The organism is Flavobacterium sp. (genome assembly GCF_044338735.1).
GTDB lineage: Bacteria > Bacteroidota > Bacteroidia > Flavobacteriales > Flavobacteriaceae > Flavobacterium.
Genome location: NZ_JBIIWV010000152.1, coordinates 1 through 4,918, shown reverse-complemented (window position 1 = coordinate 4,918; position 4,918 = coordinate 1). Strand labels below are relative to the sequence as shown.

Annotated in this window: 4 protein-coding genes; all 4 read left to right on the top strand. The window is 30.9% G+C overall.

Features of this window, described 5'->3' with window-relative positions:
* Nucleotides 1-212 precede the first annotated feature (212 nt).
* The gene (locus tag ACIQZC_RS09030; RefSeq protein ID WP_396138901.1) at nt 213-1,271 is read left to right on the top strand and encodes a nucleoid-associated protein; all 1,059 of its coding nucleotides are present in this window, start codon (nt 213-215) and stop codon (nt 1,269-1,271) included.
* Nucleotides 1,272-1,456: 185 nt separating this feature from the next.
* Complete coding sequence (locus tag ACIQZC_RS09025; RefSeq protein WP_396138900.1) at nt 1,457-2,353, top strand: ABC transporter ATP-binding protein; 897 nt, start codon at nt 1,457-1,459, stop codon at nt 2,351-2,353.
* Between the two features lie 6 nt (nt 2,354-2,359).
* Nucleotides 2,360-3,211, top strand: coding sequence for an ABC transporter permease (locus ACIQZC_RS09020; protein ID WP_396138899.1), 852 nt, complete (start codon nt 2,360-2,362; stop codon nt 3,209-3,211).
* Between the two features lie 43 nt (nt 3,212-3,254).
* On the top strand, nt 3,255-4,918 hold a 1,664-nt coding region (locus ACIQZC_RS09015), incomplete at its 3' end, for a choice-of-anchor L domain-containing protein (RefSeq protein ID WP_396138898.1).

The following is a 4,918-nucleotide window of genomic DNA, read 5'->3' as shown; positions in this document are numbered from 1 at the left end:
GAATTTGAAGATGACTTAGACGATGACGATTTAGACATGTTTGAAGGCGACGACAGTTTTGAAGACATGGGATTTGAAGAAAACTGGAACTAATTAGCCAATAATCTAATGTGCCAATATGCCAATGAAACAATAAGGCTATAACACCGGATTAATTTTCTAATTCTCTAAATTGACACATTGACTAATTCACTAATTGACACATTAAAAAAATGATCAACTTATTCAACGCACATATTGAAAACCTATCCATTCATAGAGTAGGTAATAAAAGTCGTAACGAAGCTATTTTCTTGTCTGAAAATCCGTATGGATTAAATGATGAAATTGTGCCTTTATTAAAAGAATATTTCTTTAAATCTTTTCGTGAAAAAGAAGAAAACTATTTTCAATTTGCCCATGAAGTAGACTTAGAATATAACGAAATGTTTAATTTTGCAACAGAAGTTTTCAATAGTCCAAGTGAAATACACAGCGTTTCAAAAAAAATTACTCAGCACCTTTTTGAACAATCCAATCATCCGCATATTAAAATCGGAGAAGTATATGTTGCCTATTTTACAAATGTTTTGATCGATAATAACGTGGTTGATGCCATTGGTGTTTTCAAAAGTGAAGTGCAAACCGATTTCTTACAATTTGAAGAAAAAGAAAGCAACTTAGAAATGATTTTACAACAAGGAATCAACTTAAATAAGTTAGACAAAGGCTGTATCATTTTTAATTACAAAAAAGAGGAAGGTTACAAAATTTTAACCGTTGATAGTAACCGTTACGATACACGTTATTGGCTAGAACATTTCCTATCTGTTGATGCGTTTCAAGATGAAAACTTCATGACCAAAAAGTACTTAAAATTCTGTCAAGAGTTTGCAAAAGAAGTAGTTTTACCCGCCGAAGACAAACAACAAGAAGTATTGTTTATGAATCGTGCCATCAATCACTTTGCGAAAAATGATGAATTTGAAGAAACCGCTTTCTTGAACGAAGTAATGCAAAATCCAGAATTTATTCCAGAATTTAAAAATTATAAAGTTGATAAAGGTGCAAAATATAGTATTGAAGACGTATCCAGTTTTCCAATAGCTAATGCAGCTGTAACTGATGTGCGTCGTACCTTGAAAAACACAATTCAATTAGATACAAATATCCAAATCAAATTAGATTTCATCAACCCAGAAAGTGCAGAGAAATTCGTTGAAAAAGGTTGGGACGAAGAAAAACAAATGTATTACTACTTGGTGTACTTCAATAAAGAACAAAAATCGTAAACATCTTACATACAAATTATTAGACCCAATAACAATCATACTAAAGAACAAAGAAATTTAAGTAAATTGATACTAATTACTTTTTCAATTAAAACGTAAGATATTTTTTCAAAAACAACTGCTTTTTATTGGTAACAAATTACAAATCTTTTCGTCTTATCTATAAATCAAAAAACGAAAAGAATTTGGAAACCATCTTAAAAATCACCAATCTTAATAAGATTTTCAATAGAAGATTACATGCTGTTAAAAATGTTTCTTTTGAAATTAAAAAAGGCAATGTTTATGGCATTCTTGGTCCAAATGGCTCAGGAAAATCAACCACTTTAGGAATTGTATTAAACGTTGTCAATAAAACTTCGGGCGAATTTGAATGGTTTGAAGGAAAATCAAATACTCATGAAGCCCTAAAAAAAGTGGGAGCCATTATTGAGCGTCCAAACTTTTATCCGTACATGACCGCTAAAGAAAATTTAGAATTGGTTTGTAAAATAAAAGGCACTCCCTTTTTAAAAGTAGAGGAAAAATTAGAATTAGTCGGACTTTTGGAGCGAAAAAATGATAAATTTAAAACCTTTTCTTTAGGTATGAAACAGCGATTAGCTATCGCTTCTGCCCTACTCAATGATCCTGAAATTTTAATTCTAGACGAACCCACAAATGGTTTAGATCCGCAAGGTATACGCCAAATTAGAGACATTATAAGGGTTATTGCTTCACAAGGAACTACTATTTTATTGGCTTCACATTTGTTAGACGAAGTAGAAAAAGTGTGTAGTCATGTAGTTGTATTGCGCAAAGGAGAAATGTTGTATCAAGGTTCAGTTCATAACATGATTGAAAACAATAGTTTCTTTGAGCTAAAATCAAACAATAATCAACAGTTAAAATTAGTGCTTCAAAATCATCCTTCCGTTGAGAAAATAGTAGATGAAGAAGAAAAAGTTTTGGTTTTTCTAAAACAAGACATTGCTGCTCAAGAGCTAAACACCTTTCTATTTGACCAAAAAATAGTTTTAGAACATCTTGTAAAAAGAAAAAATAGTTTAGAAGAACAATTTTTAGAATTAACCAAAAACTAATCCAAAATGAAAAGATTACTTTCGATAGAATTTCAGAAAATATGGAAAAATAAAGCCAGTAAAGTTTTATTAATTGCCTATTTTGTTTTGTTAAGTTTTATTGCGCTTATTGCATCCATAAAATTCAGTATTGGAACATTTGAAATTAGAATTGCCGATCAAGGAATTTTTAATTTCCCATACATTTGGCATTTCAACACCTACATTGCCGCTTTATTCAAAATTTTCCTTGCGATTGTTATCGTATCCATGATGGCAAATGAATATACTTATGGTACTTTAAAACAAAATTTAATCGATGGATTAAGTAAAAAAGAATTCATTATTTCTAAATTTATAGTCGTAGTTACTTTTGCACTTGCTTCTACGCTATTTATTTTTGTAATGTCTCTAATCTTAGGATATTCTTTTTCTTCCTATAATGAAATTGGTATTGTTTTTTCAGATATGGAATACTTATTGGCCTTTTTCGTCAAACTTATTGCATTCTTTTCATTCTGTTTATTCTTAGGGATTTTAGTAAAACGAAGTGCGTTTGCTTTAGGCTTTTTATTTATTTGGTTTATTGCTGAAAATATTTTTTATTGGATATTAAAATTTGGAATTCTAGATGGAAATGATAAAACTAAAAATTTTGCCGATACCATTATTCAGTTCTTCCCAATTGAATCTATGAGCAATTTAATAAAAGAACCGTTTTCGAGATTAAGCGCCATCAAAACAATTGAAGCTACTATTGGTGGTGCAAAATCTGTGAAAGATTATAGTATTCACTTTTCACAAATTTCAATTGTACTTATCTGGACTGCTATCTTTATTTATGCTTCTTATTATATCCTAAAAAAGAGAGATTTATAGTATCTTTGTTGATGCTATGGTTTTAATAAATAAAATTTATTTATTGCTTATTTTTGGATTGGCATTTCAATTAGGAAATGCACAATATATAACCATAGACGAAAGTTTTACACCACAGCAATTGATCGAAGACAAATTAATCAATAGTCCGTGTGCTAATGTTTTTAACGTGGCTGTCTCTGGTGGTAATTTTACTTCTGGCGAAAAAAGCTATGGTTATTTTGAGGCAACTGGAACGGGATTTCCTTTTACAAACGGAATTGTATTAACAACTGGAAAAACAATAAATACCATTGGACCAAATGCTTCTCTTTCTGATGACGGTGGAAATATGGGATGGAATGGCGACTCTGATTTAAATCAGGCATTAGGATTAACTAATACATTTAATGCAACCGTTTTGGAATTTGATTTTATTCCGCAAGGCGATCATATTAGTTTTGATTATATTTTTTCCTCCGAACAATATTTATTGAATCCTTCCTCAAATCAATGTAATTTTACTGATGGTTTTGCTTTTTTGTTGAAAAGAAACGGAGATCCAAATTATCAAAATTTAGCTTTAGTTCCTAATACAACTATTCCTGTAAAAGTAAATACGGTTAGAGGTCCTGGAACTCTTTGTCCACCTGCAAATGAAGCTTATTTTGATGCTTTTAATGATATCAATCATCCAACAAATTTTAATGGGCAAACCAAAGTTTTAACCGCGCAATCTGATGTAATCCCTGGAGACACTTATCATATTAAATTAGTAATTGCCGATGAAGGAAATTACAGATATGACTCCGCACTATTTTTAGGTGGTGAAAGTTTTAATTTCGGAGTTGATTTAGGCGAAGATCGATTAATTTCAACTGGAACTGCTCTTTGTCCTACTCAAACTTTACCTTTAAATGCCACTCAATCTAGTGCAATAGGATATCAATGGTTTGAAAATAATGTTCCATTAGTTGGTGAAACAAACCCAACTTATCTAGTGACTTCGGCAGGAAATTATTCGGTAACAATAAATTATGGCGGTAATTGTGAAACAACAGGAACAATAAATATAGAATATGCTGTTGATTTAATCGTCGATCAAACACGTTTTTCAAAATGTGATATTGATGCAAATCAAGACGGAATCACAGCATTCAATTTAACTGATATCATCCCTGATTTATTTACTAATTTACCTTCAAATTATACGATTTCATTTTTTGCATCAACAACTAGTACTACAGCCTTACCATCGATTTATGCAAATACAAATCCGTATCTGCAAACTATATATGCTCGAATTACCAATATTCAAGGATGTTATTCAGATTATCCTTTAGATTTAATTGTAAATACGTTTCCAGCGATAATTACCGATGAAGAAGTTGGGTTATGTGAAAATACTTCAATAATATTAGACGCAGGCTCTGGTTTCACTAGTTATACTTGGAATACAACTCCAGTTCAAAACGCTCAAACCATTACAGTAGCAAATTCAGGAACTTATTCAGTAATTCTAACGAATGCTTCAAATTGTTCAAAAACCAAAACGTTTACCGTTACACCATCCGGAATTGCAACAATTAACGATATTATTATTAATGATTTTTCAGAAAACAATACAATAACCGTTGATTATACTGGGATAAGCACTTATGTTTTTTCATTGGATGGAACAAATTACCAAAGTTCACCAACTTTCACAAACCTAATCGAAGGAGCCTA